The following is a 25,097-nucleotide window of genomic DNA, read 5'->3' on the forward strand; positions in this document are numbered from 1 at the left end:
CCGGCGCGAGAGGCTCGCGCGCCCATCCTCACGGCCGGGGAGCCGGCGGGCAGCTCAGGCGCCGGTGAGGGCGGAGACGGCCTCCCGCGTCGAGACGACCCGGCAGAATTCGTAGGCCAGGGTCGCCCGGTGCACGGCCTGGACCTGCTCGGCCCGGATCACGCCGCCCGCGATGTCCGGGAGGTCGAAGCAGTCGCAGGCATCAGCGACGAGCGTGATGGCCCAACCCAGATTGGCGCCCGTCCGCACCGTGGTCGACACGCACATGTCGGTGGCGATGCCGAAGACCACCAGGGGTGGCGCACCGAGGCGGCGCAGCCGCAAGTCGAGGTCGGTCCCGATGAAGGCGGAGTTCACGCTCTTGGCCACGACCGGCTCCCCGTCGAGGGGCGCGAATCCGTCGCGGAAGGCGTGACCGGCCAGGCCGGGCCGCAGGGTGGAACCCGGCTCGACCGAATCGTGGCGCACGTGGATGATCGGCAACCCGGCGCGCCGCCACGCGGCGAGGAGTTGGCGGCCGTTGCGGTCGAGGTCGGCGTTCCAGCGGCGCGGCCAGGGCGGCGCGTCGAAGGCGCGCTGCATGTCGATCGGGATCAGGACGGGGGAGTCCGACGGCATCGGGGGGCGCCTCGCGGGTCAGGGGGATCCACCCCCGACCCGGCCCTACGCGCGAACGCCCCCGCGCGCCAGGTCCGCGCCGGGCAGGGCCCGGCCTCATCCCACATCCGGTCGATCCCTTCGGGATGGCGGATTCGGGCTTCGCTCACGCGCCGCCTTGATCCGCGCGGGCCGAAACGGCAGGTCGGTCAGCCGCCGCCCCGTCGCCTGACGGATCGCGTTGCCGAGCGCCGCGGCGGTCGGGCCCTGTGCGGCCTCGCCGGTGCCGAGAAAGGGCGCGCCCGGCCGGTCGGGCGGCTCCGCTCGCTGGCCCTGCGGGGGCCCGTAGAGGCTCGCGGTGGAGCGGGCGAGCGCGCGGATCTCGTCGTCGCTGGCGGTCGCGTGCGCCTCGACGACCGGGCGCATCGGCCCGGCGGCGCCGCCGTGCTGGGGATCCCGGTCGCGCAGGTCGCGGGCGAGGCGGGCGCGACCGCTCAGGCCGCCTTCGCGTTGAAGAGGCTGCGGATCTCGGTGACCGGCCGGGGCCGGCTGAACAGGTAGCCCTGCAGCTCGTCGCAGCCCTCCTGGCGCAGGATGTCGAGCTGCTCGGTGGTCTCCACGCCCTCCGCCAGCACGCCCATGCCGAGGGCGCGGCCGAGCCCGATCACGGCCCGCACGATCTCGACGCTGTCGGTCTCGCGGGCGAGGTTGCGCACGAAGGATTGGTCGATCTTGATCTTGTCGAAGGGGAAGCTGCGCAGGTAGCTCAGGCTCGAGTAGCCGGTGCCGAAATCGTCCATCGAGATCAGGGCGCCGAGCGTCCGCAGCTCGTGCAGCACGGCGAGCGTGGCCTCGTTGTCCTGCAGGAGCACGGATTCGGTGATCTCCAGTTCGAGCCGGCCCGGGCCGAGGCCGGTCTCGGCCAGGACCCGCCGCACCTCCGCGACGAGGTCGCCCTGCACGAACTGCACGGGCGAGAGGTTGACGGCGATCTTGAGGGGTTCGGGCCAGCTCGCGGCCTCGGCGCAGGCCTGGGCGAGCACCCAGGCGCCGAGGGGCCGGATCAGGCCGGTCTCCTCCGCGAGCGGGATGAACACGGCGGGGCTGACGCTGCCGTGCTCCGGGTGGCGCCAGCGCAGCAGCGCCTCGAAGCCGCGCAGCGCGCGGCTGCGCGCCTCGACGAGCGGCTGGTAGTGCACCTCGAACTGCCCCTCGTCGAGGGCGCGGCGCAGGTCGGCGGCGAGGCGGCGGCGGCGCTGGATCTCGAGGTCCATCTCCGCATCGAAGAACCGCCACGTGCCCCGGCCGGCGGCCTTGGCCTGGTAGAGGGCGATGTCGGCGCTGCGCAGGAGCGCGTCGGGGGTGGGGTCGGCGCTGAGCGCGGTGGCGACGCCGAGGCTGGCGCCGATCACCACCTGCTGGCCCTGGATCTCGAAGGGCTGCTGCAGGACCGCGACGACGCGCTCGGCGAGCAGGGCGGCCTGCCGGGGCTGCTCGGCCCCCACCTGCACGATGGCGAATTCGTCGCCGCCGAGCCGCGCCACGCGGTCGGTCGCGCTCACCACCCCCCGCAGCCGCCGGGCGACGAGGCGCAGGAGCTCGTCTCCGGCGGGGTGGCCGAGGCTGTCGTTGACGACCTTGAACCCGTCGAGGTCGAGGCAGAGCACCGCCCCGACATCCCCGTAGGGCCGCCTCGCGAAGACCTCCTCCATCCATTCCCGCAGGGGGATGCGGTTGGGCAGGCCGGTGAGCGCGTCGTGGCGCGCCAGATAGGCGATCTGCTCCTCGCTGCGGCGCCGCTCGGTCACGTCCTCGTGGGTGCAGACGAAGCCGCCGGCCGGGATCGCCGCCTGCACGACGCTGATCGCCCGCCCATCCGCGAGGTCCACCGTGAAGGCGACCGGGTCGTCCGCCCCCTCGGGCCGGCGCCGCAGCGCGCCCTCGGTGCCGTCCGCCGCGAGGCGGGCGAGGAGGTCGGCGAGCGGCGTCCCCGGCCGGGCGAGGTCGGCCGGCACGCCGTGCATGGCGGCGAAGCGCGCGTTCATCAGGATCAGCCGGTCGTCCCTGTCGAACAGGCAGAGGCCCTGGGTCATGCTGTCGAGGGCGATGCCGAAGCGGGCGTACTGGGTGCGCAGGTCGCACTCGCCGCGCGCGCGCTCCTCCGCGGCGGCGCGGGCCGCCTCGGCCTCGGCCAGCCGCTCCCGGCCCCGGATCTGCCGCGCGCCCAGGACGACGAGCCCGAGGAGGCCGAGATCGAGGCCCAGGGCCGCGGCCCCGAGCGCCCCGGCCTGCCGGCTCCAGGCCGCGAGGCAGGCCTCGGCCGTGCGGCTGATGCTGAGGAGCACCGGGTAATTGGCGAGGCCGCGCACGGCGATGAGACGGTCCTGGCCGTCGATCGGGCTCACGTTGCGGATCACGCCGCTGCGCGAGCCCAGCGCCGCGATCAGCGCCGCGCCGGCATTGCCGAAGCTGCGGCCGATCGTGCCCTCCCGGGCCGGGTGGCGCACCAGCAGCACGCCGTCCTGGCGGAACATCGACAGCACGTAGTCGGGGGCCGGGGCGGTCTGGCGGTAGAGGCGCTCGAAATACTGCAGCTCGACCGCCCCGAGGACGAGGCCGAGGAAGCGGCCGTCCGAGCCCGAGACCTTGCGGGCGATGTAGATCGTCCAGGCGCCGTCGCCCCGGTTCTGCACCGGCTTGCTGATGAAGCGCTGCAAAGCGGGGTCCGCCACCAGGGCCTTGAAATAATCCCGGTCGGAGATGGTGACGTCGGGGATCGGCCAGTAGCGCGAGAAGTTGCGCAGCTTGCCGGTCTCGTCGATCAGCGTGATGGCGTTCACCTGCGGCAGCGCGGCGATCCGGGCGCGCAGCAGGTCGTGCATCGCCCGCGAGGAGACCTGCGCGACGTACTCCTCCTCGGTGACCACGTCGTTGGCGCGGATCTCCTCGATGATGCCCTGCTGCACGAGCTCGATCGCCTGCAGGGCCCGGTCGGCCTGCTCGCCGAGGCTGATCGACAGGCCGGCGAGGCTCTGCTGGGCGTCCTCCACCGCCCGCGCGTGCAGGTCGCGGACGAGCAGCAGCGCGGCGGAGGCGATCAGCACGGCCAGCAGCGCCCCGGCACCCGCCAGAACCCAGACCGGCCGCCAGCGCAGGGCCGCGCAGAGGGCCGTCGTGCCGCGCTTGAGCCAGGAGAGAGCCACGCGATCCATCGTCGTTCCCGGGCGTCAGTGGGGCTTCGGCGGCGGCGACCTGGCACCCCCGAGAGCCGAACATTCGACAATTCTGCGCAAGCCGGAGCACGGCGTTAACCGTGCTGTTCGAGTTAGGGCGGCGCTCTCTCGACGTGCATACGGCCTATGTCGAACGCATGAGCACCTGAGATTCAGCGGAGATCCTGGCCGTTCGGACGCGCGTCATGGCAGCCTTCATAGGATCAGGACTCTGCCTGATCATTAAAGTGATCCGAGAAAGACTGGCATAAGGGCAGATGGCGGGCCGGACCGGGACGGCGGCCGCCCCGCGTGGTAACGCTGGGCGGTCCGGGGCCCGGCGGACCGCTCCCCGGCCCCGGAGGAGACCCCATGACCCGAGCGATGGGCGCATCGGCGCCGCGGGCGGCGGAGATCCGCCACGAGATCCTCGACCTGCCCGGCCTGCGCCAGCACGTGGCGCGGGCGGGCGAGGGCCCTCCCCTCGTCCTGCTGCACGGCTGGCCCGAATTCTGGGCGAGTTTCGAGCCGCTGATGGCCCGGCTCTCCGACCGCTTCAGCCTGATCGCGCCGGACCTGCGCGGCTTCGGCGAGACCGGCCGCGATCCCGCGGCCCCGCCCGACCCGACCGTGGATGCGCAGGCGCACGCGGCCGACCTCCTCGCCCTGCTCGACGCGCTCGGGCTCGCCCGGGTCGGGCTCGTCGGGCACGATGTCGGGGCCTACGTGATGCAGGACTTCGCCCGGCGCCACCCCGAGCGGCTCGCGGGCCTGTTCTTCTTCAACTGCCCCACTACCGGCATCGGGCCGCGCTGGGCCGCCGCCGCCCACCTCAAGGAGACCTGGTACCAGTACTTCCACCAGCAGCCCTTCGCGGCCGCGCTGGTGGGCGCCTCGCGCGAATCCTGCGCCGCCTATATCGGGCATTTCCTGCGCCACTGGAGCGCCGACCCGGAGGCCTTCGCGCCGATGATGGAGCGCTTCATCGACAATTTCATGCGGCCGGGAAATCTCCAGGGCGGGTTCGACTGGTACCTCTCGGCCGCGCCGGGGCGCCAGCAGGTGATCGCCGGCGAGGCGCCGCGCCTGCCGCCGATCCCGGTGCCGACCCGGGTGCTCTGGGGCGCCCGCGACCCGATCATCCGGGTCGAGTGGATGGACGCCCTCGGGGAGACCTTCTCGGACCTGGAGGCGGGCCGCGCCGAGGAGGCGGGCCACTTCGTGCACGTCGAGGCTCCCGACCTCGCCGCCGAGGCGATCGCGCGGTTCTTCGGCGGGCGGATGGGGGCTGATGCGCTGTCCGGAGGATCACGCCCGGACAGCGTCACGAGCCCGCGCGGCGCGTGAGCGAAGCCGACATCCGCATGGCCGAAATGGGAGATGGCGAAGCAATCCGTCGGATGGCGGACGATCCGGGTTTCGGACGAACGCTCCGGCCGCCGGCGCGGCCGAGCGGCGCGGGGCCGCCGGCTCACGGCGCCCGCGGCTTCGCCCCCGGCTCGCCCGCGATGATCCCGGAGACGAGCGGGTTGAAGCTGGTGAGGCGCCGGTAATCGAGGGGGGCGGCCGGGCTCGCATCCCCGCCCGACGCGATCGCCTCCGTGCCGCTCACCTCGATGCGGGTGCGCCCGAGCCCCTGGGCCTGGACGAGGCCGAACAGGATCCGGGCGTGGCCGGGGCTGAGCCGGATGCAGCCGTGGGAGGCCGGGCTGCCGAGGCGGCCGACGGCGCGGCTGCCGTGGATCGCGTGGCCCGCATCGGTGAAGAAGACCGAGAAGGGCATCGGCGCGTCGTCCCACTCCCGCGAGTAGTGCTCGCGCGCGAGGCGGGAGGGGGCGAAGGAGCCCGAGGGCGTCGCGTAGCCCGCGGCGCCGGTCGAGACCGGCCAAGTGTAGCGCTCCTGCCCGTCCACCGTGACCGTCATGCGCTGGGCCGCCTTGTCGACCGCGACCAGCAGGTCGGCCCGGGCGGGGCCGAGGCCGAGGCCGAGGAGCACCGCCCCGATGACACCGATCCGGACCATTCCGCCCCTCCCCTCGCCGCGTCGCTCACCGGGAAGACGGCCGGACACGGCCGAGGTTCCCGCTCCCCGGGCCTCAGGTCAAGCCGGCAGCGGCCGCCCGGGACCATTGTCCGGCCTTGTTGCGGCCGGCCGCCTGTGATGAGACTCCCGGCCATGTCGCGCCGGGCTGCACCAATCCCCGGCGGTGGAACGGAGCGGAGTACGCGTGCAATGCAGCATGAAAGCGAACGTTCGTTCAGTTGAACACGTTGCATGACTGCTCCGGCGGGCGCGGGAACGCGGATCGAGTCCGTGGATTCATCCTTGGTCTTGATGCGACCGATTGACAGCGGCCTCGACCTCGGACCACACTCATCTGGTATACCGTCGACCTAGGACGGAGAGGCGAGGCGACCGGGGACCGGCGCCGCGCACCGGGTTGGCGCCGGCCAGCGAACGCAGAGTCGCGGCGGCGCGCGAAGACCTCTTAACCAACACGACCAGGAGAGACGCCGATGTCAGGGACACAGGAGAACGCCAGAGGGGGGCGCTGGCTGCAGCTCGCCTTCGGGGTGATCTGCATGTGCATGATCGCCAACATGCAGTACGGCTGGACCTTCTTCGTCAATCCGATGCAGGAGCGGCACGGCTGGGAGCGCGCGGCGATCCAGGTCGCCTTCACGCTGTTCGTCGTCACCGAGACGTGGCTGGTGCCGATCGAGGGCTGGTTCGTCGACAAGTACGGCCCGCGGATCGTCACGCTGATCGGCGGCGTGCTCTGCGCCATCGCCTGGGTGATCAACTCCTACGCGACGTCCCTCACCGTCCTGTACATCGCGGCCGCGATCGGCGGCACCGGGGCGGGCGCCGTCTACGGCACCTGCGTGGGCAACTCGCTGAAGTGGTTCCCGGACCGCCGCGGCCTCGCGGCCGGCATCACCGCGATGGGCTTCGGCGCGGGCTCTGCCCTGACCGTCGTGCCGATCCAGTGGATGATCAAGACGCAGGGCTACGAGTCCGCCTTCTTCTACTTCGGCATCGGCCAGGGCCTCGTCGTCTGCCTGCTCGCCCTCTTCCTGGTCGCGCCCCGCAAGGGCGAGGTGCCGGAGGTGGCCCGGGTCAGCCAGAGCCGGCGCGACTACACGCCCGGCGAGATGGTGCGCACCCCGATCTTCTGGGTGATGTACGCCATGTTCGTGATGATGGCGGCGGGCGGCCTGATGGCGACGGCCCAGCTCGGCCCGATCGCCAAGGACTTCAAGATCGCCGACGTGCCGGTGAGCCTGCTCGGCGTGACGCTGCCGGCGCTGACCTTCGCGGCCACCCTCGACCGGGTGCTGAACGGCGTGACGCGGCCCTTCTTCGGCTGGGTCTCCGACCATATCGGCCGCGAGAACACGATGTTCCTGTCCTTCGCCATCGAGGGCCTCGGCATCTACGCGCTCAGCGTGTTCGGCAGCGACCCGGTCGCCTTCGTGATCCTGACGGGCCTCGTGTTCTTCGCCTGGGGCGAGATCTACTCGCTGTTCCCGGCCACCTGCGGCGACACGTTCGGCACCAAGTACGCGGCGACCAACGCGGGCCTGCTCTACACCGCCAAGGGCACCGCGGCCCTGATCGTGCCCTATACCAGCCTGCTCACGACCTGGACCGGCAGCTGGCACGCGGTCTTCATCGCCGCGGCCGCGCTCAACATCGTGGCGGCGCTGATGGCAGTCCTGGTGCTCAAGCCCATGCGGGCGGCCTACACCAAGTCCGCCGCCGTGCTGACGCCGGCCCCGGCCGCCTGACGCCGGCCCCGGCCCCGCACCACCCCACCGACGGCGCCGGCACCCCCGGCGCCGTTTTCGCGTCCGCAGCGATCGTTCCCCGGGGCCCGGCCGACGGTTCGGCGACGGCCCCCGGCCCCGCCCCCGCGGAGCAGGCGACGCGGGGGAACCGTCCTCCCGCGCGACCAGGCCGGCGGCGGGCCGCTCCCTCGGGCCGAGCGGGCCGCCGCGGCAGGAAGCTGCCCTGGCGAGGCCCCCGCCCGAGGGCCCGGCCGTGCGCGCCCGGGCGAGCGAGACGGTGTCCCGCGGTCCCTCGACGGACGTCTCTCACCGCGTGCGGCATCCAACCCCCCTCCTCTCGCTCTGGACGGGGGCGGCATGGCCGTCCCGCTCGGTTGTCGGTGCGGCGGGACAGAGGCCGGTCCGATGCCGACGCGACCTCGGACCCGCGGCGCGTTCGCGACACCGGGCCGATCGCCGGGATGACGAATTATCCCAAATCCGCTTGATCCCTTCGGGATGGCGGATGTGGGCTTCGCTCAGGCGCCGCGCGGGCTGGTGATCCGCTTGATCCCTTCGGGATGGCGGATCTGGGCTTCGCTCAGGCGCCGCGCAGGCGTGTGATCCGGGATCCGCTTGGATCAAGCGGATCCCGGATCAGCCCCCGCGCCGAGGCCGGTCCCGCCCGCGCAGCACCCCGCCGCAGAACCCGATCACTCCCGCCGCGGAATGGCGCTTCGTCGCAGGTTCCACGCCACCCATGCACCCGCGGAATGCCTCGGTTGTGGTGTCTGGTATACCAAGTTGCGCCGCAGCATGGCACTTATCGCGGCGCACCATAACCGAGGCCATTGCGATGATCGTCTCCGCCACCGCCTTCCTCGCCGCCCTGATCGGCCTGCACGGGATCCTCGTCGTGAAGCTCGCCGACCGGCTGACGCCCGGCCCCGGCCGCACCGGCACGGCCGAGCGCCCCGCCGTCCCCGCGAACGGCCGCTACGTCGGCATCGCCTGAGCGGGGCCGGACGAAAGTCCAAGTCACCCCCTTGGTCCAGGTCGCAACCCAAGTCGCACCGTGACCATCCCAAGATGTAGGCGCCGCTGCCCGACATCTGATACTATCGGTTGTGGCAACGTGCCCCGCCCTCTTGCATCGCCGGCGACACGAGGGCATCGTCTCGCTGGCATGCCACGCATGCCTGCTTTATGAGGATTCGCGTCGTCCCGGAACCGGGGCGGGGCGGAGGGGCCGGGGACACGGGGCGCCGGCCGCGGGAAGCGTCAGGTGCAGCCGATGGCAAGCGACAAGAATTTCGCGGTTAAACCGATCGTCACGAATTCGAGCCTGCGCACCCTGGCGTACGAGGCGCTGAAATCGGCGATCACCAACATGGACATCTATAACAGCGGCGAGGAGATCCGGCTCGACGAGCGCAAGCTGTCGCAGGATCTCGGGGTGAGCCGCACGCCGGTGCGCGAGGCCCTCACGGTGCTGGAGCAGGAGGGCTTCGTCCGCTCGGAGCCCCGCCGCGGCGTCTTCATCGTCAGGAAGACGAAGAAGGAGATCATCGGGATGATCCACGCCTGGGCGGGCCTGGAGAGCATGGCGGCGCGGCTCGCCTGCTCCCGCGCCTCGGACGCGGATCTGCGGTCGCTGCGGACCGGCTTCCCGGAATTCTTCCAGGACGCGCCGGCCGAGCACCTCGCCGAGTATTCCGACGCCAATATCCGCTTCCACCAGACCATCATCTCGCTCGGCCGCTGCGAGGTGATCGAGAGCCTCGCCAGCAACCTCCTCATCCACGTGCGGGCGGTGCGCAACATCGCCCTGACGCAGGGCGACCGCGCCAAGACCTCGATCCAGGACCACCTGCGCATCATCGAGGCGCTGGAGGCGCGCGACGCCGCCCTGGCCGAGCGCCTCGTGCGCGACCACGCCCTCGGCCTCGCCGAGCACGTCGACCGCTACGGCGACTTCCTCGACTGAGCGGCCGGCGGGTCGGGCGCCGAGGCCCCCCGCCGAAGGGGAAGGCCGGGTCAGGCCCCGGCCTTCTCCGCCAGCCCGAGCACCGCGTCGATCAGCACCCGGGTCGCCGCATCCGCGTCCGCGACGGTGATCGATTCGGCGGGGTTGTGGCTGATGCCGGCGCGGCAGCGCACGAACAGCATCGCGGCGGGCGCGATGGCCGCCAGCGCGGCGGCGTCGTGGGTGGCGCCGGAGGGCAAGCGCGGCGGCGCGAAGCCGTGACGCCGGGCCGCCGCCTCGAGGGCCGCCTGCAGGCCGGCATCGAGGGCGACCGCCGGATTGTCCATGAAGGTCTCGGCGGCGAAGCCGAGGCCGCGGCGCTCGGCGATCTCCCGGCAGGCCGCCTCGACCTCGGCGACGAGCCGGGCGCGCACCGCGTCGTCGGGGGCGCGCAGGTCGAGGGTGAAGTCCACCCGGCCCGCGATCACGTTGACGGCGCCCGGCGCGACGTCGAGGGCGCCCACCGTCGCCACCGCGCCCGGCATCGCGGCGCCCAGCCGCTCGACGGCGAGGACCATTTCGGCGGCGCCCGCGAGCGCGTCCCGGCGCATCCCCATCGGCACCGTGCCGGCGTGGTTCGCCTCGCCCGTCACGGCGCAGCGCGCCCGGGTGATGCCGGCGATGGCCGAGACGATCCCGACCGGCTGCCCCGCGGCCTCGAGGGCGGGCCCCTGCTCGATGTGGACCTCCAGGAAGCCCGCCACCGTGGCCGGGTCGCGCGCGAGGGCGGGGATGCCCTCCGGGTCACCCCCGAAGGCGACGAGCGCGTCGCGCAGGCGGGTGCCGTCCTTGTCGCGGCCGTCGAGCCAGTCGGGCCGGTAGCGGCCCGCGAGCGCCTTCGAGGTCGAGAGGCTGGTGGGGAAGCGCACGTTCTCCTCGTCCCCGAAGGCGACGAGTTCGAGGGCGAAGGGCAGCGGCGCGCCGCGGGCCAGGATCTCCTCGGCGGCGACGAGGCCGCAGATCACCCCGAGATTGCCGTCGTAGCGCCCGGCATCGACCACGCTGTCGATGTGCGAGCCGAGGATCAGGGCCGGCAGGCCGGGCGCCGCGCCCTCCCGGCGGGCGACCACGCTGCCCGCAGCGTCGATGCGGGCGGCGAAGCCCGCCCGACCCATCCAGCCGGCGACCGTCTCGGCGGCGGCGCGGTGGGCGGGCGAGAGGTAGAGCCGCGTCAGCCGCCCGGGCTCGTCGGTGTGGCGGGCGAGGTCGTCGATCAGCGCCATCACGCGGGCGCCCAGGCGGAGATCCTGGTTGCGGAGATCCTGGTTGCGGAGATCTTCGGTCATGCGCTCGTACGGTTCATCGGGTCCAAAGGGCAGCGGCTGCAAATCCGGCGCCAGGGCGCCCCGCCGGGCTCCCGGGAGTAGCGCGATCGCGCCGCGGGGAAAACCACCCCCGCGCCGGGAGACCCGGCTGGGGGGCGAGACATCCCGCCCGCGCCGTGCCATCCCTTGGGAGAGGCGGCCCGGTTCGCGCCCGGCGAGAGGCGGGCGGGCCGCCAGCGGAGGAGGACGCAGCCATGCCCGTGACCCTTCACGCCGCCCCGGCCGGCGCGCTGCCGGCCGAGGTGATCGCCCGCTGGCGCGCCGTGCCGGTCGCCGTCGCGGTCGATCTCGCGGCGGACGGCCAGATCGACCCGGCGATCCGCCCGCTCTGCCCGGCCGGGCGCCAGCCGCGCCTGTTCGGCCGCGCGGTCACGGCCCTGTGCGAGCCGCCGGATTTCGGCGCGGTGCTGCACGCCGTGGACCTCATCGGGCCCGGCGACGTGCTGGTGATCGCCGCGGGCGGCGACGCGCGGACGGCGATGATCGGCGAGATCGTCGGCGGGCAGGTGCGGCGGCGGGGCGGGGTGGGGCTCGTCTGCGACGGCGCGGTGCGCGACGTGGCCCTCCTGGCGGGCTGGGGCGACCTCCCGGTCTTCACCCGCTTCGTCACGCCGCGCGGGCCGACCGGGGCGGAGCGGGGCGCGGTCAACGCCCCGGCCGTGGTCGGGGGAGCGCGGGTGGCGCCGGGCGACCTCGTGATCGGCGACGATGATGGGCTCGTCGTGCTCTCGCCCGACCTCGCCGTATCCCGCATCGGCGACGCGGAGGCCAAGCTCGCCCGCGAGGCCGGCTGGGAGGCGAGCCTCTCCTCCGGCCTCTCGCTGCGCGAGACGTTCGGCCTCGCCGCGCCGCGCCCGGGCGGCTGAGCGGTCTCGGCGCCCCGCTCTCGGCTCATGGCCGGAGCGGTGAGCGCCTCGGCGAAGGGGCTCAGGGCGCCGCCTCGTAGCGGCCGGCAAGGCGGCGGCACGCCTCGGGCGGGTTGCCGGCCAGGAGGTCGAGGGCGACGCCGCCGGCCGGACCGCCCGGCAGGACCATCCGGAAGCTGCAGACCGCCGTCGCCCCCGACAGGCACAGGTTGGCCTGGGGCGAGGTGCAGGCCTGCGCCGACATCTCGCCGAGCGCCGAGGTCGTCACGGCCCGGCCGGCGCCGAAGCGCAGGGTCTCGCCGGTGCCCGCCTGCAGGTAGCGGCGCGCGCCCTGCTCCTGAGCGAGGCAGGGTGCGAGGCAAATCCCCGCCGCGGTGACCAGCAGCCCCACCCGCCCGCGTCCGATCCCCATCCGCCCCTCCCGCGCGCTCCTCGGCGTCATCTATCGCGGCGGGGGCCGGCGCCGAGGGGCGGCTCAGGGCATCAGGACCGGCCTGAGATAGCTCGGGTCGAACTCGGCGATCCCCTCCAGCCGGTCCCGGTCGAGGATGTGGAGGGTGCGCCCGCGCAGGTCGGCGGCCTCCTGGCGGCGCAGCTCGTGCAGCGTGCGGTTCATGTGCACCGTCGACATGCCGAGGGTGAGCGAGAGGTCGATCTGCGTCATCGGCAGATCGTAGGCCGCGTCGCCGGCGAGCCCCACCACCTGCAGCCGCGCCCGGAGCTCGCAGAAGAGGTGCGCGGTGCGCTCCAGGGCCGAGCGGCAGCCGAGATTGGCGAGCCAGGTCCGCAGGATCGCCGCCTCCACGAGCTTGGCGGCGCGCAGCGCCGAGGCGATGCCCGGATGCGCCGCCCGGATCTCGGCCAGGAGGGCGCGCGGCAGGAAGGCGACCGTGCAGGCCGACAGGGTGGCGAGCGAGGCGTCGGCCCGGCGCACCGTGACCGCGTCCGCATCCGCGATGTCGCCGGGGAGCAGGTAACCGACGATGTGGCGCGTCCCGATCGTGCGCAGCTTGTAGCAGCAGGCGGCGCCGGCCAGGATCGCGTAGGCCCCACCCGGATCCTCCCCCTCGCGGACGAGGTCGGTGCGCGGGCCGACCGGTCGCGAGGCCATGCTCAGGCGGTTGACGACGCCGATCTCGGCCTCCGACAGCGGCCTGTGCGCGGAGAGCCGGCGGGCGAGGACGCTGTGTCCGTTCCGCTCGCCCCCGACAGCGGCGCCCGCCTCGTCACCGCTCACGCGCGGCACGCGGGAGCCTCCGCGCGCGCCGAGCCCGGGCGCAGCCCTCCGCTCGGCGATCTCCGGACAGGCGGCGCGCAGCATCCCCGCGCACCCGACGCTACGCACCCCATACCGAACCGATTCATCCCAGCCAGCAAGTCGTCCTCGTCAACACTACGCGCGACACCCAGGCAGTACTGGTCCCGACCGCATCCTGCGACGGCCGGTTGATCCGCCATCGCGTAGCTGGCGAAAACTGCTTAGCGTCGTCAATGCCGGAAACGATACACCTCTGATTTGGTATGATACCCGACAAAGACGGAATTGTCGGATACCACACAGAAGAGTAGCGAAAATTGCCTTCGTCGATGGGCGTGGCGATAAGGCGGTGATTACCCCTCGACAGGTGAGATCGAGGGGCAGACGGAACGCGACCCGCGCTTCCGCCCGCGTTGGAACGAGTCGTGGCTTCGCTGCAGCAAACTGCCCTTCGCAACACGCTCATCAGGCAGCTCTCCCCCGCCGATTTCGCCGCCCTGCAGCCCCACCTCCACCCGATCGAGACCCGGATGCGGGAGGTGCTGATCGCGCCGAACGAGCCGGTGCGGCGCCTCTACTTTCCCGAGAGCGGCTTCGTATCGGTGGTGACCGCCGGACGGAGCCGGACCGAGGTCGGCCTGATCGGGTCCGAGGGCCTGGTCGGGGCATCCCCGGTGCTGCTCGGGGCCGAGAGCACCCCCCACGAGCACTACGTCCAGGGTCCCGGCGAGGCGCTGGCGATCGAGGCCGGCCGCCTCGTCGAGGCGGCCGAGGGCAGCCGCGCGATGCGGCTGCTGTTCCTGCGCTTCGTGCAGGTGCTGCTGGTCCAGACGGCGCAGACCGCCTTCGTCAACGCCACCTACCAGATCGAGGCGCGCCTCGCCCGCTGGCTGCTGATGTGCCACGATCGCACGGACGGCGACGAGTTTCCGATCACGCACGAGCTGCTCGCGCTGATGCTGGGCGTGCAGCGCACCAGCGTGACGCTGGCGCTGCAATCCCTGGAGGGCCACCACCTGATCCGGGCCCGGCGCGGGCGGATCACCGTGCTGGGACGCGGGGCCCTTGAGGATCTGGCCGGGGGCGCCTACGGGATTCCGGAGGCCGAGTCTGCACGCCTGTTCGCGGGGAGCGGACGCCGCGGGGCGTGACGGAGGCGGCGCTCGGGCCGGGGCGTGGGCATCCCGGCCGGGCCGGGGAGGGCTTGAGATGCCGGAGATCCCGCAAGAGGAGCTGCGCAACCGCCTGCTCCGACGGCTCGCACCCGACGATTTCGCCCGCGTGGCGCCGCACCTCCGGCCGGTGCGGACCGGTCTGCGGCAGGTTCTGATGCAGGCCGGCACGCCGATCGAGGCGCTGTACTTCCCGGAGACCGGCTTCAGCTCGATGACGGCGGTCGGCCCGCGCGGCCGGGGCGAGATCGGCGTGATCGGCCGCGAGGGCCTCGTGGGGGCCGCGCCCGTGCTCCTCGGCAGCGATCGCGGCCCCTACGAGCACATCGTCCAGGGCGAGGGCACGATGCTGCGCATCCCGACCGAGCGGCTGCTCGACGCGGTCGGGTCCAGCCCGTCCCTGCGCCTGCTGCTGCTGCGCAGCGTGCAGGTGCAGATGACGCAGACCGCCCAGACCGCCTTCGTCAACGCCTCCCACCAGATCGAGGCGCGCCTCGCCCGCTGGCTGCTGATGTGCCGCGACCGCAGCGAGGGCGACGAACTCGTCCTCACGCACGAGTTCCTGGCGATGATGCTGGGCGTGCAGCGCACCAGCGTGACCCTCGCCCTGCAGGGCCTGGAGGGACGGGGGCTCATCCGCGCCCGGCGCGGGCGCATCACGATCCTCGACCGGCCGCGCCTGATCGCGGCGGCGGAGGACGGCTACGGCGTGGCGGAGGCCGAGCACGACCGCCTGATCGAGGCGGCGTGACGGCGTCGGGGCGGATCGGGCTCGGGCGCGGCCTCGGGCTCGCCGAGCCCGGGCCGCAGCGTGTCGAGGGTGAGCGGGTCAGGGCGCGGGCTCTCCTGAGGGCCGCCGGACGTGACGCGGCCCCGCGCGAGGACGGCCTTCTCCGGATCGAGCCCGGTCCCCGCCAGGCGCTCGCGCCGCGGCGCCTCGCAGGCGACGGAGAGGGCCGCGCCCGCACGCGCCGCCCCGAAGGAGCCGCCCGAGCCCGAGGAGGGCGGGCCTCCCGCGGCGCCGAGCATCACCCGCACCTGCCGATTGCGGCCGGGCGGCCACCCGTCCCGGCCACCCGGCGCATCCCGCGGGAGAAAAGCCCCGTGGCCCCTTCAGGGCGGCGCGGGGCCGTGCCATGTCACGCCCGCCGCGCACCGGAAGGGTGCCGCACGCGAGGAGATGCCGAGTGATCACCTTCTTCTACAATCTCTCGCCCAACCCGATGAAGGTCGCCCTCTGCCTGGAGGAGATGGGCCTGCCCTACGCGGCGCGGCCGGTCGACACCCGCCGGGGCGAGCAGCACGATCCCGCCTTCACGGCCCTGAACCCCAACAGCAAGGTGCCGGTCATCCTCGACGAGGAGGCCGGGGTGCGGGTGTTCGATTCGAACGCGATCCTGCTCTACCTCGCCGAGAAGACCGGGCGCTTCCTGCCCGAGCAGAATCCGGCCGCCCGCGCCGACCTCCTCTCCTGGCTGATGTTCGTGGCGACCGGGATCGGCCCCTATTCGGGCCAGGCGGTGCATTTCCGGCACTTCGCCCCGGCGCCGGACGATTACGCGCGGGCGCGCTACGTCTACGAGGCGCGCCGCCATTACGGGATCCTCGACGCCCAGCTGAAGGACCGGCCCTTCGTGCTCGGCGAGACCTACACCATCGTCGACATGGCGGTCTGGGGCTGGGCCCGGATGGTGCCCTTCGTGCTCGGGGCCGGACTCGCGGACGACTCGGCCTGGGCCGGGTTCCCCCACCTGAAGCGGCTCGTCGACGGGATCTCCGCCCGCCCGGCCGCGCAGGCCGCGCTCGCCCTCAAGGACAAGCACGCCTTCAAGGCCGAGATGGACGAGGAGGCGCGCCGCCACATGTTCCGCTTCCTGGCGCAGCCGGCGGGCTGAGCGCGGCGGGCGCCCCCGGTCCCGCGCCGGGGGCGCCCGCGATCATCCCGCGGATGCGCCGCGCCAGCTCCTCCAGCACGAAGGGCTTGGTGAGCACCTCCATGCCGGGTTGCAGGTCGCCCGCGCCGACCACCGTCGTCTCCGCGTAGCCGGTGATGAACAGGACCTTCAGGTCCGGCCGCAGCACCCGGCCGGCATCGGCGAGCTGGCGGCCGTTCATGCCGCCCGGCAGGCCCACATCGGTGACGAGGAGGTCGATCCGGCCCTCCGCCCGGAGCTGCGCGAGCCCGGCCGCCCCGTCCCTCGCCTCGAGCGCCCGGTAGCCGAGATCCTGCAGCACTTCGGCGACGAGCAGGCGCACGCTCGCCTCGTCGTCGACGACGAGCACCGTCTCCCCGTCCCGGGCCCGCGGCGGCGCCGCGCGGTCCGGGACCTCCTCGGGCGCCCGCGCCGGCCCGTGATGGCGGGGAAACAGGAGGGCGACCGCGGTGCCCCGCCCCTGCGCCGAGTCGATGCGCACCTGGCCGCCCGACTGGCGCACGAAGCCGTAGATCATCGACAGGCCGAGGCCGGTGCCCTGGCCGAGGGGCTTCGTGGTGAAGAACGGGTCGAAGGCCCGCGCCAGCACCTCCGGGCTCATGCCGGCGCCCGTATCCGTCACCGTGAGCGTCACGTAGGCGCCGGGCGGCAGGTCGCCCGCGCCCGGGCCGAGCTCGCGCTTGGCGGTCGCGATGACGATGCGCCCGCCCTCCGGCATCGCGTCCCGGGCATTGATGCACAGGTTGAGCAGCGCGTTCTCGAGCTGGCCCGGGTCGACCAGGATGGTCCAGGGGGCGCGGTCGGGCTCCACCGACAGGCTGACCGCCGGGCCGATGGTGCGCCGGATCAGCTCCTCCATGCCGGCGATCAGGAGGTTGACGTCGGTGGGCCTGGGGTCGAGGGTCTGGCGGCGCGAGAAGGCGAGGAGGCGGTGGGTCAGCGCCGCCGCCCGCTTGGCCGCCCCCTGCGCCGCGTCGATGTAGCGGCCGGTCTCCGACACCCGCCCCTGCGCCAGGCGCGACTGCAGCAATTCGAGCGAGCCGGAGATGCCGGTGAGCAGGTTGTTGAAGTCGTGGGCGAGGCCGCCGGTGAGCTGGCCCACCGCCTCCATCTTCTGCGCCTGGCGCAGCGCCTCCTCGGCCCGGCGCTGGTCGGTGACGTCGCGGCCCTCGGCCACCAGGAAGATCGGTCGGCCCGCCTCGTCGAGGACGGGCTTCATCGAGAAGTCGAAGCTGCGCAGGCCGATCGGCAGGCGATGGCGGGATTCGTAGCGCACGAAGGCGCCGCGCGCGACGCGGGCGATGCCCTCCCGCAGCCGCGCGGCCTCCTCGGGCAGGTCCCGCCACCAGGGCGAGTCCCACATCTTCACGCCGACGACCTCGGCCAGCGCGACGCCCGCCGCCTCCAGGGCCGCGCGGTTCACCACCAGGATGGTGCCGTCGAGGGCGGCGAGACCGGTGAGCTGGAAGGTGGTGTCGAAGATGGCGCGGAAGCGGCGCTCGCTCTCGGCCAGGGCGGCGGTGCGCTCCTGGACGCGCCGCTCCAGGCTCTCGGCGAGGTCCCGCACGGCGGCCTCGGCGCGCCGCCGCTCGGTGATGTCGATCACCGTGACGCCCACATAGGCCACCGCCCCGTCCGGGCCGAAGACCGGGAAGAAGCTGGTGAGCCAGGAGCGGAGCTCCCCGGGCCGGGCCGGCGTCTCCCCGTCGACCTCCAGCGTGTCGAGGGAGCGGCCGGTGGCGACGACCTCGTCGAGGGCGGGCCCGACCGTGACCGCGTTCACCGGCAGCACCTCCTCGATGCTGCGCCCGAGATGGGCCGCGACGGGGAGGCCGTTGATCTCGGCCAGGACCGCGTTGAGGCGCACGTAGCGGTGCTGCGGATCGAAGAAGGCGAAGCCGATCGGGGCGTGGGCGAGGAGCGCGTCCAGCGTCGAGACGGTCTCGCCGAGCGCCGCCTCGCTGCGGCGCAGGGCCGCCTCGGCCAGCATCCGCTCCACCGAGGCGGAGGCGATCTGGGCGAGCTGGACCAGCATCGCCTCGTCGGTGGCGTCGAACTCGCCGCCGTCCACCCGGTCGGAGAGCTGGATCAGGCCGAGGTTGCGCCCATCGCGGCCGATGAGCGGCGCGGCGAGCCAGCCGCGCATCGGCGGAGGGGCGCAGGCCTGGGCGCCGACGCCGCGCCGGCGCGGATGGGCTTCGAGCTCCGCCTGGGACATCCGCGCCGGGCGGTTCTGCTCGCAGACCATCGCGTCGATGCCGGTCCCGTCAGGGGCCGGCAGGTCGCGGCCCCGGGCGGCGCAGCGCCGGTCCGGGGAGAGCGCGCTCACCGCCCGGCTCCGCTCCTCCCCGCCCGTGAGGCTCGTCACCGCCTGGCGGGCGCCGATGATCCGGCGCGCCGCCCGGGTGATCGCGTCGAGGGTTGCGGCGAGGGCCGGCGCCCGCGCCACCCCGAGGGCCGCCTCGGCGAGCTGCTGCAGCTGACGGGAGCGCCGCCTCAGGGCGACCTGGGCCCGGTGGCGCTCGGTGACGTCGGTGCCCTCGCAGAGCACGCCGACCACCCGGCCCTCCTCGTCCGTCACCGGCGCGTAGACGAGATCGAGGCGCAGATCGCGCGCGGGCCCCTCCGGCCCGGGCCGCAGGCGCACGCGCGCGGCCCGGGCGGCGCGGCGCTCGCCCGTGGCGCGGACCTGGTCGAGGCGCTCCAAGACGCCCGGCCCGGCGAGGTCCGGGACGGCCGCGCGCAGGCTGCGGCCGAGGACCTCCCGCGCGCCGGACAGCGCGCGGAAGGCGGCGTTGGCGAACTCGATCACGTGGTCGGGGCCGCGCAGGATGCAGATGAAGCGCGGCGCCTGCTCCAGGATCCGGCGCTGCCGCTTCGCCTCGGCGACGAGCCGGCGCTCGGCCAGGACGCGGGCCGTGGTCTCGACCACCACCGCCAGCACCCCGGCGGGACGGCAGCCCTCGTCGGGCACCGGGGAATAGTCGAGGTTCATCCAGACCTGCTCGGGCCGGCCGCTGCGGTGGAGGACGAGTTCCTGGTCCTTGTAGGCGAGCGTCCCGCCCGCGAGCACCACCCGCATGACGTGGTCGTTGAAGGCCGCGACCTCCGGCCACCCCTCCCGCACCCGGCTGCCGAGCAGGGCCGGGTGGCGGCCGGCGGCGAGGACCGCGTAGGCGTCGTTGTAGATCATGACGCCGTCCTCGCCCCAGAGCAGCACCATCGGCACGGGGGAGAGCAGCACGATGCCGACGGCGGTGCGCAGGCTGCCGGGCCAGGACCCGATCGGCCCGAGGGGAGTGGCCGCCCAGTCGTGGGCACGGACGAGCGCGCCGAGCGCGCCGCCTCCGGCGATCCCGATGACCTCCTTCGGCCGCGTCTCGACGGTCACGGCGGCTGTCCTCCTCTCTCGGGGGGCGCGCGCGGCGTCACCGCGAAGATGTCGCCGGCGGGAGCCGTGTCAATCCGCGTGGACGCCCGCAGCCCGGCGGCGCCGGCCTGCGGCACGGGATGCCGCGGCGCGGTCCGGGCCGCCCGACCGCTTGACGCCGCCCCGGCTCGCCATAGCTGGACTTCCAGTAATACTCCTGTCTAGTATTTGGAGGCCCAGTGCTCTTGTCCCCCGATGCCCCGGCGGTCCCGGCGGCGACCGACAGCGTGCTCCTGCCCGAGCCGGTGCGCGACCATCTCGGTCACGCGCTGCGGGAGCTCTACGGGGCTCACCAGACGGCGGAGCTGTCGTCCTCGCTGCAGGCGCTTCTCGACCAACTCACCAAGGCGCTCGACGCGCAGTCCGACGCCGATCTGCGCGCCTTCCATGCCGGCCTGATGAAGGCGCTGCCCTCGCTGCGCGCCTTCGCGATCAGCATGGCGGGGCGGACCGCCGAGGCCGACGACCTCGTGCAGGAGACCGTCCTGCGCGGCTGGCAGAACCGCGAGCGCTTCACGCCGGGCACCAACCTCGACGCGTGGCTGTTCACCATCATGCGCAACCACTTCTACTCGCTGCGGCGCAAGCGCTCGCGCGAGGTGGAGGACGACGAGGGACAGTACGCCGCGATGCTGGCGGTGGCGCCGCGCCAGGACCACGGGGTGAGCCTCGTGGAGGTGCAGGAGGCGCTGTCGCGGCTGCCGCCCGACATGCGCGAGACGCTGGTGCTGGTGGGCGTGCAGGAACTGACCTACGAGCAGGTCGCCGCCATGATGGGGGTCGCGGTCGGCACCATCAAGAGCCGCGTGAACCGCGCCCGGTCGCGGCTCGCCGCCCTGCTCGGCTATACGGGCCGGGAGTTGCAGGCGGACGCGATGATCCAATCCGCCATGACGAACCGGGGGATGCCGCGCGGCTGAGCGCGGCGCGCCCGGGACCCCGTCCTGATCGCGCTCGACCCCGTGGCCTGCCTCGTCTGCGCGCTGCCGCGCGCAGATCGGCGGACCCTGTCCCTTCATGAAGGGCGAGCGGACCGGTCTCGCTTTCGTGGCCGCGGGCGCACGCGCCGTCGCAAAACCCCTCGCGCGGCGCGCCTGGGCGCCGCTCCCGCAACGTTCCATGCCGGGCGAGCATGGCAGTCCCCCGCCAAGCTCGGTTGCGTTGTGCGGTGCAGCGTGGGACAAAACGACGTCGCCGCCGCGATGGCGTCGCGGCGGCGATTGCCCTCTTGGGGCGTTTCCTCCCTAGACTTCGGGCCGCTCGCGAGGGCGGCCTTTTTTTCTGCCTTGGGTCCGAGGGTCTTAGCCGGAGGCGTCGGCCCCCACAAGCACAATTGTGCGGCACGCTCCCGTTGGTGGCACTTTTGTGCTCAATCGGGCCCGGTCAGGCGGCCTTTCGGCCGGTTCGCGCCGGATCCGGCCCCGGCGCGACCGCCTCGGCCTCCTGATGAAGGGCCGCCGCGAGGAGGCGCGCGCGCTCCGCCCAGCGGTCCCGGTCGCGCCGCAGGGCCTTGACCTCGTCCCGGACCAGCGCGAGCGCGACGCGCAGGTCGTCGAGGTCGCCGCGCAGGGACGTGGTGCGGGCGCGCTCCTCGGCCAGGGCCTCGCGCAGGACGGCGAGGGCTCCCTCTGCCGCCGGCAGCTCCCCGACCGCCGGCCGGTCCCGGGCCTCCGGAAGCTGCCGCCCGGCATCGGGCGCGGGCGCCGCGCCGGCGGGCGCGGCCCCGGCCGGCTGCAGGGCCGCGAGTTCCGCCCGCAGCCGGTCGGGATCGAAGGCGGGCGGGGGGCCGTCCGCCGCCGGGGCGCCGGGCAGCAGGCTCGGGGCGTCGGAGACGTCCTCCTCCTCCAGCACGAGGCCGTGCAGCATGGCGAGGACGGCATCGCCGTCGAGGCGCTCCGGATCGAACCCGCTCTCGGCCGCGATGCCGCTCCACAGCGACCGGCCGCGACCGGACTGGCCCACGAAGGCCATGGCCCAGTTGGCGAAGCCGCGCGCCTCCACCGGGCCGCATTGCAGGACCGTGACGTCGCTGTGGCGCAGGTCGCGCTGGATGCGCTCGAAGGTGGCCTCGACGCTCCTGCGGGGGCCCTCCAGCACCTGCGCGAAGGCGCCGGCGTTGAACATCAGCGCGCCCGTGACCCCGGCGGCCTCGTTGTTGCGGCGGGAGGCCGCCAGGATCTGCACGATGGCCGCCTCCGCCTCGTCGGGCTTCAGCAGGTTCCGGCTCGCGTAGACGAGGCGGTAGAGGTCTTGCATCGGGGCCTCCGTGGGGGATCAGGAGCGGGCGAGCAGGGCCAGGAGGTCGTCGGCGGGGATCGGGCGGCTCACGAGGTAGCCCTGCACGTCGGTGCAGCCCTCCGCCCGGATGCGGCGCATCTGCTCGGGCGTCTCGACGCCCTCCGCCACGGTGGTCATGCCGAGGCTGCGCCCGAGCCCGGCGATCGCCCGGATGACCGCGTCGCCGTCGGGCTTCTGGGCCATGTCGCGGACGAAGGAGCGGTCGATCTTGATCTTGTCGAACGGGAAGGCGCGCAGGTAGCTCAGCGAGGAGTAGCCGGTGCCGAAATCGTCCATCGAGACGCGCACGCCGAGGTCGCGCAGGCGGTGCAGGGTGCGCAGGGTCTGGGCGTCGTCCTGCAGGAGAAGCCCCTCGGTGATCTCGATCTCCAGGCGCGGGGCGGGCAGCCCCGAGCGCGCCAGGGCCGAGACCACGGTGTCGACGAGGCGGTCGCCCTTGAACTGCGCGGGCGAGACGTTGACCGCGACCGTGATCGGCCGGGGCCAGCGCACGGCGTCGTGGCAGGCTTGGCGGATCACCCAGTCGCCGATCGGCACGATCAGGCCGATCTCCTCGGCCAGCGGGATGAACTCGGCGGGCGAGACCATGCCGCGGACGGGGTGGCGCCAGCGCAGCAGCGCCTCGCAGCCGGTGAGGCGCTCCTCCAGCAGGTTGAGCTGGGGCTGGTAGTGGATCTCGAATTCGCGCCGGGCGAGCGCTTGGCGCATGTCGAGCTCGAGCTGGCGGCGCGCCTGCATCTGCGCGTCCATGGTCGGCTCGAAGAACCGGAAGGTGGCGCGCCCGTCGCGCTTGGCGCGGTAGAGGGCGAGGTCGGCGCTCTTGAGGAGGCGGTCGGGATCGGTCCCGTCCTGCGGGGCGAGCGCGATGCCGAGGCTCGCCCCGATGCTGACGAGGTGGCCCTCGATCATGTAGGCCCGGCCGATCAGGTCGACGAGGCGCTGGGCGAGCGCGGTGGTGTCGGCGGCGTCCCGCACGGCCGATTGCAGGACCACGAACTCGTCCCCGCCGATGCGGGCCACCGTGTCCTCGGCCCGCACCGTCGCGCGCAGCCGGTCGGCGACCTTCTCGAGCAGCGCGTCGCCGACCGGGTGGCCGAGCGTGTCGTTGACCGGCTTGAAACGGTCGAGGTCGACGAGCAGGAGCGCGCAGCCCTCGCCGCGCCGCGCGAGCCGGTCGAGGGCCGCGCCGAGGCGCTCGCGCAGGAGCAGGCGGTTGGGGAGCCGGGTCAGGGGATCGAGCCGCGCCGTCTCGGCCGCGCTCGCCTCTGCGGCGCGCCGCGCGCTGATATCCTCCAGGGTGGCGACCATTCCGGTGCCGGGGACGCGGCTCAGGGAGACCTGCACGGTGCGGTCGCGGTGGCAGAGGTCGAGGGAGACGGCGCCCTCCTCGCGCAGGCGCCGCGCCGCCCGCAGGATGTCGGCCCTGGCGAGGGCGCCCGCCCCGCGCAGGGCCGCGATCAGGCGCCGCGGGGAGAGCGGCTCGGCGAGGTCCGGCGCGAGCGCGGCGAGCAGCGCCCGGGCCGGCTCGGTGCAGAGCGCGACGCGCCCCGCCTCGTCCAGGATCAGCAGCCCGTGGCGCAGGCCGTCGAGGCAGCGCAGGAGCAGCGCCCGCGGCAGCGGGGAAGCGGGCTCCGGATCGGTCGGGCCCCGGAGGGTGTTCTCGACGCGATGCGCACCCAACGCCATGACGGACCGCCCCCGGATCGCAGCCTGCCCCGCGGCCAGCGTGCAGTACTCGGCAGGAGTAAGACTGGATTCCTAAGGAAAGATTGATCAAACGGCCCGGTCCCGGGCCTCTCCGGCGGGGACACGCGCCGGCAACACGCGTGAATGACCGGTCTCTCCGGATTCCGCTGCGGAAGATCTTCTGCCTGGAGCAGCCGTCGCGGCGCCGCGCCGCAACGGCGCGCGATCGGCGTCCGCGCATGACCTTGAGTTAACCGGACTTGACCTGCGTACTTCGCGGCGCGCATCTTGGCGCCGCCGCGGCGGGCGGTGCAGCTGGATCCGGCCCCGCAGAGTGCCGGGAGGCCCGGGACGACCACCTTCGGCGGGCCAAATCGATGACCCGGGCCACGCCGCCTCTCGTGGTCCGATGCCGTTCGCGCAGCCGTCCGTCGCCCTGGCGGCCGGCTCGCGGCGGGACCGGGGAGCGGCCCCGTCACGCCGCCCGCGCCCGCGCCCTCAGCAGCATGCCGAAGAGGTCGCGGGGCTCGTCCGGGTCGGCGACGAGGTCGAGCTCGGTGAAGAACGGGTGGATCGCCAGCGCCTCCCGCACGTAGCGCAGGGCGGAGAAATCCTCGATCGCGAAACCGACCGAATCGAACAGCGTCACGGCGCGCGCGTCGCGCCGGCCCGGCGCCCGGCCGGCGAGGACCTGCCAGAGTTCCGTCACCGGGTGGTCCGGGGGCAATTGCTGGATCTCGCCCTCGATCCGGGTCTGGGGCGCGTACTCGACCGTGATCTCGGCCCGCCGCAGCACGTCCGGATGCAGTTCGGTCTTGCCCGGGCAGTCGCCGCCGACGCCGTTGATGTGGATGCCCGGACCGACGAGGTTGTCGGTCAGGATCGTGGCGTTCTGCTTGTCGGCCGTCGCCGTGGTGACGATCTCGGCCCCCTCGACCGCCGCCGCCACGCTGGTGCAGGGCTGGAGGTCGAAGCCGAGCCCGGCGAGGTTGCGCAGGCACTTGGCCGTCGCGGCCGGGTCGATGTCGTAGAGGCGCAGGCGGTCGATCCCGAGCAGCGCCTTGAAGGCCATGGCCTGGAACTCGGCCTGGGCGCCGTTGCCGATCAGCGCCATGGTGCGGGCCCCCGGCGGCGCCAGGACCCTGGCCGCCACCGCCGAGGTCGCGGCGGTGCGCAGCGCCGTCAGGATCGTCATCTCGGTGAGCAGCACCGGGTAGCCGTGGCTCACATCCGCCAGCACGCCGAAGGCCGCCACGGTCTGGCGGCCGCTGCGCAGGTTCTTCGGATGGCCGTTGACGTACTTGAACCCGTAGGAGGTGCCGTCGCTCGTCGGCATCAGCTCGATGACGCCGTCGACGCTGTGCGCGGCGACCCGCGGCGTCTTGTCGAAGGAGTCCCAGCGCCGGAAATCGGCCTCGATGCAGGCGGCGAGGTCGGTCAGGACGCGCTCGACGCCGATCGCCAGGACGAGGCGCATCATGTTCTCGACGCTGACGAAGGGCACGGTGTTGAGGGCCCGCAT

Annotated in this window: 20 protein-coding genes and 1 pseudogene; 9 read left to right on the forward strand and 12 right to left on the reverse strand. The window is 73.7% G+C overall.

What is annotated here, in order from left to right:
- Positions 1–54: 54 nt before the first annotated feature.
- The 3 genes and pseudogenes from MET2598_RS0118745 to MET2598_RS36900 all read right to left on the reverse strand — a co-directional run bounded on the left by MET2598_RS0118745 (position 55) and on the right by MET2598_RS36900 (position 3,809).
- Positions 55–618 carry a cysteine hydrolase family protein gene (locus tag MET2598_RS0118745; RefSeq protein WP_018261928.1) on the reverse strand — a complete coding sequence of 188 codons (564 nt, stop codon included), beginning with the start codon at positions 616–618 and terminating at the stop codon, positions 55–57.
- A gap of 96 nt (positions 619–714) precedes the next feature.
- Positions 715–909, reverse strand: a pseudogene (locus tag MET2598_RS42210) (hypothetical protein); the annotation flags it as partial.
- Between the two features lie 182 nt (positions 910–1,091).
- Positions 1,092–3,809 carry a bifunctional diguanylate cyclase/phosphodiesterase gene (locus MET2598_RS36900; protein ID WP_018261930.1) on the reverse strand — a complete coding sequence of 906 codons (2,718 nt, stop codon included), beginning with the start codon at positions 3,807–3,809 and terminating at the stop codon, positions 1,092–1,094.
- A 384-nt stretch (positions 3,810–4,193) separates the two neighbouring features.
- Here MET2598_RS36900 and MET2598_RS0118755 point away from each other — a divergent pair, with 384 nt between their 5' ends.
- Positions 4,194–5,156: an alpha/beta fold hydrolase gene (locus tag MET2598_RS0118755; protein ID WP_018261931.1), complete on the forward strand. Its 963-nt coding sequence runs from the start codon at positions 4,194–4,196 to the stop codon at positions 5,154–5,156.
- Between the two features lie 124 nt (positions 5,157–5,280).
- On the opposite strand, the gene MET2598_RS0118760 is transcribed toward MET2598_RS0118755, so the two are convergent.
- Complete coding sequence (locus MET2598_RS0118760) at positions 5,281–5,832, reverse strand: L,D-transpeptidase (protein ID WP_012331736.1); 552 nt, start codon at positions 5,830–5,832, stop codon at positions 5,281–5,283.
- A gap of 494 nt (positions 5,833–6,326) precedes the next feature.
- Here MET2598_RS0118760 and oxlT point away from each other — a divergent pair, with 494 nt between their 5' ends.
- The 3 genes from oxlT to MET2598_RS0118775 all read left to right on the forward strand — a co-directional run bounded on the left by oxlT (position 6,327) and on the right by MET2598_RS0118775 (position 9,567).
- Positions 6,327–7,601, forward strand: a complete 1,275-nt coding sequence (oxlT, locus tag MET2598_RS0118765; protein ID WP_012331735.1) for an oxalate/formate MFS antiporter — start codon at positions 6,327–6,329, stop codon at positions 7,599–7,601.
- A gap of 835 nt (positions 7,602–8,436) precedes the next feature.
- The gene (locus MET2598_RS42215) at positions 8,437–8,595 is read left to right on the forward strand and encodes a hypothetical protein (RefSeq protein ID WP_018261932.1); all 159 of its coding nucleotides are present in this window, start codon (positions 8,437–8,439) and stop codon (positions 8,593–8,595) included.
- A 279-nt stretch (positions 8,596–8,874) separates the two neighbouring features.
- A complete protein-coding gene (locus tag MET2598_RS0118775; RefSeq protein ID WP_012331733.1) occupies positions 8,875–9,567 on the forward strand; it encodes a GntR family transcriptional regulator in 693 nt (230 codons plus the stop codon).
- A gap of 50 nt (positions 9,568–9,617) precedes the next feature.
- Here MET2598_RS0118775 and MET2598_RS0118780 read toward each other — a convergent pair whose 3' ends face one another.
- On the reverse strand, positions 9,618–10,892 hold the full coding sequence (locus MET2598_RS0118780; protein WP_018261934.1) for an allantoate amidohydrolase: 1,275 nt from the start codon (positions 10,890–10,892) through the stop codon (positions 9,618–9,620).
- Positions 10,893–11,125: 233 nt separating this feature from the next.
- Between MET2598_RS0118780 and MET2598_RS0118785 the strand changes: the two genes are divergently transcribed.
- On the forward strand, positions 11,126–11,797 hold the full coding sequence (locus tag MET2598_RS0118785) for an RraA family protein (RefSeq protein ID WP_012331731.1): 672 nt from the start codon (positions 11,126–11,128) through the stop codon (positions 11,795–11,797).
- A gap of 61 nt (positions 11,798–11,858) precedes the next feature.
- Here MET2598_RS0118785 and MET2598_RS0118790 read toward each other — a convergent pair whose 3' ends face one another.
- Positions 11,859–12,209, reverse strand: coding sequence for a hypothetical protein (locus MET2598_RS0118790; RefSeq protein WP_012331730.1), 351 nt, complete (start codon positions 12,207–12,209; stop codon positions 11,859–11,861).
- A 63-nt stretch (positions 12,210–12,272) separates the two neighbouring features.
- The gene (locus MET2598_RS0118795) at positions 12,273–13,043 is read right to left on the reverse strand and encodes a Crp/Fnr family transcriptional regulator (RefSeq protein ID WP_018261935.1); all 771 of its coding nucleotides are present in this window, start codon (positions 13,041–13,043) and stop codon (positions 12,273–12,275) included.
- A gap of 437 nt (positions 13,044–13,480) precedes the next feature.
- On the opposite strand from MET2598_RS0118795, the gene MET2598_RS0118800 reads away from it, so the two are divergent.
- Both MET2598_RS0118800 and MET2598_RS0118805 read left to right on the forward strand, forming a co-directional pair.
- The gene (locus tag MET2598_RS0118800) at positions 13,481–14,206 is read left to right on the forward strand and encodes a Crp/Fnr family transcriptional regulator (RefSeq protein ID WP_018261936.1); all 726 of its coding nucleotides are present in this window, start codon (positions 13,481–13,483) and stop codon (positions 14,204–14,206) included.
- A 58-nt stretch (positions 14,207–14,264) separates the two neighbouring features.
- Positions 14,265–14,978 (forward strand): Crp/Fnr family transcriptional regulator, encoded by a 714-nt coding sequence (locus tag MET2598_RS0118805; protein ID WP_012331727.1) that lies wholly within the window; start codon positions 14,265–14,267, stop codon positions 14,976–14,978.
- Here the strand turns inward: MET2598_RS0118805 and MET2598_RS0118810 are convergent.
- Complete coding sequence (locus tag MET2598_RS0118810; protein WP_157182211.1) at positions 14,930–15,256, reverse strand: hypothetical protein; 327 nt, start codon at positions 15,254–15,256, stop codon at positions 14,930–14,932. The two genes, MET2598_RS0118805 and MET2598_RS0118810, sit on opposite strands and share 49 nt — an antisense overlap.
- Before the next feature lie 158 nt (positions 15,257–15,414).
- On the opposite strand from MET2598_RS0118810, the gene MET2598_RS0118815 reads away from it, so the two are divergent.
- Positions 15,415–16,122, forward strand: coding sequence for a glutathione S-transferase family protein (locus MET2598_RS0118815; protein WP_018261938.1), 708 nt, complete (start codon positions 15,415–15,417; stop codon positions 16,120–16,122).
- Here the strand turns inward: MET2598_RS0118815 and MET2598_RS0118820 are convergent.
- Positions 16,055–19,552 carry a PAS domain-containing protein gene (locus tag MET2598_RS0118820; protein WP_018261939.1) on the reverse strand — a complete coding sequence of 1,166 codons (3,498 nt, stop codon included), beginning with the start codon at positions 19,550–19,552 and terminating at the stop codon, positions 16,055–16,057. The two genes, MET2598_RS0118815 and MET2598_RS0118820, sit on opposite strands and share 68 nt — an antisense overlap.
- 218 nt (positions 19,553–19,770) lie before the next feature.
- Between MET2598_RS0118820 and MET2598_RS0118825 the strand changes: the two genes are divergently transcribed.
- Entirely contained in the window at positions 19,771–20,511 is a 741-nt protein-coding gene (locus tag MET2598_RS0118825; protein WP_012331723.1) for a sigma-70 family RNA polymerase sigma factor, read from the forward strand.
- Between the two features lie 463 nt (positions 20,512–20,974).
- Here MET2598_RS0118825 and MET2598_RS0118830 read toward each other — a convergent pair whose 3' ends face one another.
- From MET2598_RS0118830 to MET2598_RS0118840, 3 genes are all read right to left on the reverse strand, one after another.
- Complete coding sequence (locus MET2598_RS0118830) at positions 20,975–21,847, reverse strand: BLUF domain-containing protein (protein WP_018261940.1); 873 nt, start codon at positions 21,845–21,847, stop codon at positions 20,975–20,977.
- An 18-nt stretch (positions 21,848–21,865) separates the two neighbouring features.
- The gene (locus tag MET2598_RS0118835) at positions 21,866–23,575 is read right to left on the reverse strand and encodes a putative bifunctional diguanylate cyclase/phosphodiesterase (RefSeq protein ID WP_018261941.1); all 1,710 of its coding nucleotides are present in this window, start codon (positions 23,573–23,575) and stop codon (positions 21,866–21,868) included.
- A 475-nt stretch (positions 23,576–24,050) separates the two neighbouring features.
- Positions 24,051–25,097: an ornithine cyclodeaminase gene (locus MET2598_RS0118840; RefSeq protein ID WP_012331720.1), complete on the reverse strand. Its 1,047-nt coding sequence runs from the start codon at positions 25,095–25,097 to the stop codon at positions 24,051–24,053.

The organism is Methylobacterium sp. WSM2598, assembly GCF_000379105.1.
In the GTDB taxonomy this organism is placed as follows: domain Bacteria; phylum Pseudomonadota; class Alphaproteobacteria; order Rhizobiales; family Beijerinckiaceae; genus Methylobacterium.

Excerpts from the sequence above, each read along its gene's own strand:
- MET2598_RS0118745 (WP_018261928.1), bottom strand. The coding sequence starts at position 618 with ATGCCGTCGGACTCCCCCGTCCTGATCCCGATCGACATGCAGCGCGCC.
- MET2598_RS36900 (WP_018261930.1), bottom strand. The coding sequence starts at position 3,809 with ATGGATCGCGTGGCTCTCTCCTGGCTCAAGCGCGGCACGACGGCCCTC.
- MET2598_RS0118755 (WP_018261931.1), top strand. The coding sequence starts at position 4,194 with ATGGGCGCATCGGCGCCGCGGGCGGCGGAGATCCGCCACGAGATCCTC.
- MET2598_RS0118760 (WP_012331736.1), bottom strand. The coding sequence starts at position 5,832 with ATGGTCCGGATCGGTGTCATCGGGGCGGTGCTCCTCGGCCTCGGCCTC.
- oxlT (WP_012331735.1), top strand. The coding sequence starts at position 6,327 with ATGTCAGGGACACAGGAGAACGCCAGAGGGGGGCGCTGGCTGCAGCTC.
- MET2598_RS42215 (WP_018261932.1), top strand. The coding sequence starts at position 8,437 with ATGATCGTCTCCGCCACCGCCTTCCTCGCCGCCCTGATCGGCCTGCAC.
- MET2598_RS0118775 (WP_012331733.1), top strand. The coding sequence starts at position 8,875 with ATGGCAAGCGACAAGAATTTCGCGGTTAAACCGATCGTCACGAATTCG.
- MET2598_RS0118780 (WP_018261934.1), bottom strand. The coding sequence starts at position 10,892 with ATGACCGAAGATCTCCGCAACCAGGATCTCCGCAACCAGGATCTCCGC.
- MET2598_RS0118785 (WP_012331731.1), top strand. The coding sequence starts at position 11,126 with ATGCCCGTGACCCTTCACGCCGCCCCGGCCGGCGCGCTGCCGGCCGAG.
- MET2598_RS0118790 (WP_012331730.1), bottom strand. The coding sequence starts at position 12,209 with ATGGGGATCGGACGCGGGCGGGTGGGGCTGCTGGTCACCGCGGCGGGG.
- MET2598_RS0118805 (WP_012331727.1), top strand. The coding sequence starts at position 14,265 with ATGCCGGAGATCCCGCAAGAGGAGCTGCGCAACCGCCTGCTCCGACGG.
- MET2598_RS0118810 (WP_157182211.1), bottom strand. The coding sequence starts at position 15,256 with ATGCTCGGCGCCGCGGGAGGCCCGCCCTCCTCGGGCTCGGGCGGCTCC.
- MET2598_RS0118830 (WP_018261940.1), bottom strand. The coding sequence starts at position 21,847 with ATGCAAGACCTCTACCGCCTCGTCTACGCGAGCCGGAACCTGCTGAAG.
- MET2598_RS0118835 (WP_018261941.1), bottom strand. The coding sequence starts at position 23,575 with ATGGCGTTGGGTGCGCATCGCGTCGAGAACACCCTCCGGGGCCCGACC.
- MET2598_RS0118840 (WP_012331720.1), bottom strand. The coding sequence starts at position 25,097 with ATGCGGGCCCTCAACACCGTGCCCTTCGTCAGCGTCGAGAACATGATG.